Origin of the sequence: Paramagnetospirillum marisnigri, from assembly GCF_001650715.1 — a bacterium.
Taxonomy (GTDB): Bacteria; Pseudomonadota; Alphaproteobacteria; order Rhodospirillales; family Magnetospirillaceae; genus Phaeospirillum; species Phaeospirillum marisnigri.
Genome location: NZ_LWQT01000108.1, coordinates 1 through 2,651, shown reverse-complemented (window position 1 = coordinate 2,651; position 2,651 = coordinate 1). Strand labels below are relative to the sequence as shown.

At 61.1% G+C, this 2,651-nt stretch carries 3 protein-coding genes and 1 pseudogene; all 4 read right to left on the bottom strand.

Annotation, left to right across the window (positions count from 1 at the left end):
- A partial coding sequence (locus tag A6A04_RS18490) for an HlyD family efflux transporter periplasmic adaptor subunit (RefSeq protein ID WP_156612689.1) occupies nucleotides 1-599 on the bottom strand: 599 nt, incomplete at its 3' end.
- A gap of 173 nt (nucleotides 600-772) precedes the next feature.
- A pseudogene (locus A6A04_RS18485) lies at nucleotides 773-1,399 on the bottom strand (IS91 family transposase); the annotation flags it as partial.
- Nucleotides 1,400-1,410: 11 nt separating this feature from the next.
- The gene (locus A6A04_RS18480) at nucleotides 1,411-1,983 is read right to left on the bottom strand and encodes a tyrosine-type recombinase/integrase (protein WP_245651291.1); all 573 of its coding nucleotides are present in this window, start codon (nucleotides 1,981-1,983) and stop codon (nucleotides 1,411-1,413) included.
- Nucleotides 1,968-2,288, bottom strand: a complete 321-nt coding sequence (locus A6A04_RS23280; RefSeq protein ID WP_245651290.1) for a phage integrase N-terminal SAM-like domain-containing protein — start codon at nucleotides 2,286-2,288, stop codon at nucleotides 1,968-1,970. The genes A6A04_RS18480 and A6A04_RS23280 overlap by 16 nt, the downstream gene beginning before the upstream one ends.
- Nucleotides 2,289-2,651 lie beyond the last annotated feature (363 nt).

Here is a 2,651-nt window from a genome sequence, read left to right as displayed (position 1 = left end):
ATCCGGCTGATCACCGATCCCTCCACCTGGGGAATTTCCGTCCGCCCGAAATGGGGAAAATTAGGTCGCCGTTGACAGAAGCGCCCCGGTCCGCCGGGCTTCAGTCGGCTGACATCACGTTCATCCACATAGGCATCGATGACCGGCGCCCCGTCTCCTTCCAGGGAAGCCATCCGATCGCGCGGGCCGATCCACTGTCCCGCATGGAAGTCCGGGTTCGGATCGACGATATGCCCGTCGAACGGGGCGACCAAGGTCAGGCGTACCTGTTCCCGCTGCGACGACATCCGTTCCGCCACCGCCCCTTCCAGGTCCTTCTGCAGGGCCTGCGAGCGCTCCCGAAAGGCTGCATCGAAGGAATATGACGCCAGTTCGTATTCCAGGATGCGAATGCGCCGTTCCACCTGGGACAAGCGGTACTCGAGATCGGGCGAGGAAAGCACCACGATGGGGGTTCCCGCCGTCACCCGAAGTCCCGGCGTCAGCATCATCCGTTCTATCCGTCCGGCAGCGGCGGGATAGAGGCCCTGGACAACCTCGGCCTTCATCATGGCGGGGGTCGATACGCGGCCATGCCAGGGCAGCGACAGCGCAACCATCACCCCGATCATCAGGCCGAGCGGCAGGATCGATCGGGGGGAGCGCGCGATCCGTCGCCACCGTCCCCACCACTCGCGAAGCTCCATCCAAAGGGGGCGCGCCACGAACCAGCCGATTTCCACGGCGAACAGCAAGAGTCCCACCAGCTTGATGAAGAAATGATAGACCAGCACCGCGATTTCGCCGCGATCTTTTCCAGAAACAATCGGCGGAACAGCCGCGACAGAATGCGGACAGGCAGGAAGAAACCGGGGCGGCAGGATATCCATCGCTGTCCATCGGGCGCGATCCCGCCACCCGGCACGATGATATGGACATGGGGGTGGTGAGTCAGGGCCGAGCCCCAGCTGTGGAGCACGGCGATCAATCCGATCCGGGCGCCGAGATGCTTGGGATCGGCGGCAATGGTGATGAGCGTTTCCGACGCCGCCTTGAACAGCATGCCGTAGATGGCGGCCTTGTTCTGGTAGGCGATGTCGGCGATCAACGCCGGCAAGGTGAACACGACGTGATAGTACAGGACCGGCAACAGCTCGGCCTCGCGTTCGGCCAGCCATTCCTTGGCGGCGATGGACTGGCACTTCGGGCAATGACGGTTGCGGCACGAATTGTAAGCGATCCGCAGGTGGGCGCAATCTTCGCAAGCCTCGACATGGCCGCCGAGCGCCGCCGTCCGGCAGGTCTCGATGGCCGACATGACCTTCATTTGGCCAAGGCTCACATGGCCGACGTTGGCGCTGCGCCAAGCCGGGCCGTGGCGACGGAAGATATCCGCCACCTCGATCCCTGGGCGGGACATGGTCGCCCGCCTCAGGCGGGTGGCTGCCTCACCTCGGGGGCCGGAAGGAGATCAAGCGGACTGACGATCTCACCGATCGTTTTGAGGGCCACCTGCGTATAGAGCGCCGTGGTGTCGAGCTTCTTGTGGCCGAGCAGAACCTGAATGATCCGGATGTCGGTCCTGTTCTCCAGCAGATGGGTGGCAAAGCTATGGCGCAAGGTATGAGGCGACACGCGCTTCGTGATCCCGGCCTGTTCGGCGGCGACATGGCAGAGACGGTTTATTTGGCGGGGCGACAAAGGTGTCACCCCTTCATTGATCCGGCTTGGAAATAGCCAATGGCGAGGACGATACTGGGCCCAATAAACCCGCAGCAACTCCAGAAGCTGCGGCGACAGCATAACATAGCGGTCCTTGCGCCCCTTCCCCTGTTCAACCCGGATCGCCATCCGCTCACTATCGATATCACCGACTATAAGAACGGAGACCTCATGCACCCGCAATCCCGTCGCATAGGCTAGGCTCAGCAATGTCTTGGCTTTGAGATTGGGGGCGGCAGCCAGAAACCGGGCCACCTCTTCCTGGCTCAGGACGACCGGCAACCGGCACGGTTCTCGGGTGAAAACCACCCGGTCCGTAACCTCGGGACGGTCCAGCGTCGCCCGAAAGAAAAACGTAATGCCGTCATCGCACCATTCGGGCTTGAGACGCCGAGATCCGAGGAGGCGAGGTGAAGTTGGTATCGACGGATGTCCTCAAAACCCGCCTTGCTCGGGGAATGGCCCAGAAAAATCGCAAAATTCTTCACGTGCCGCAGGTAATCAGTCTGAACCTTTGGGGCAAATTGCCGGATCGTCATTTCTTCGATCATGCGCCGCCGCAAGGGGCTTATTGTGTCTTCGGTCATGATAAGGCTCCTGTCTTGGGTGAGGTTCGAAGTCCCTCAATCTCAAGACAGGTCACGCCACTGCGCCACGGTTACAATAGTGCTTGTTTGTGCAATTTACCGCGGAAGCGGTTTAGTCCAATGGCACATCTGGGCCGTAGCGAACGCACTCGCGAATGGCGGCTCACTGGGGCACTCCGGTCAGATGTGCCTCGACGAAGCCAGTTCATGGCTGGGATGTTGCCATCTTCGAATACCTGGAACCCTTTAAAAATCAGGGTTTCAGCCGTACCGACCAGTTCTCACCGGTCATGTCCCGTCGAGTGGTGTAGCAGCTTTTGCCTGGGGATGATGGCGTAGGGTGCGTAGCGCCCGGAGGCGTCA

Excerpts from the sequence above, each read along its gene's own strand:
- A6A04_RS23280 (WP_245651290.1), bottom strand. The coding sequence starts at position 2,288 with ATGACCGAAGACACAATAAGCCCCTTGCGGCGGCGCATGATCGAAGAA.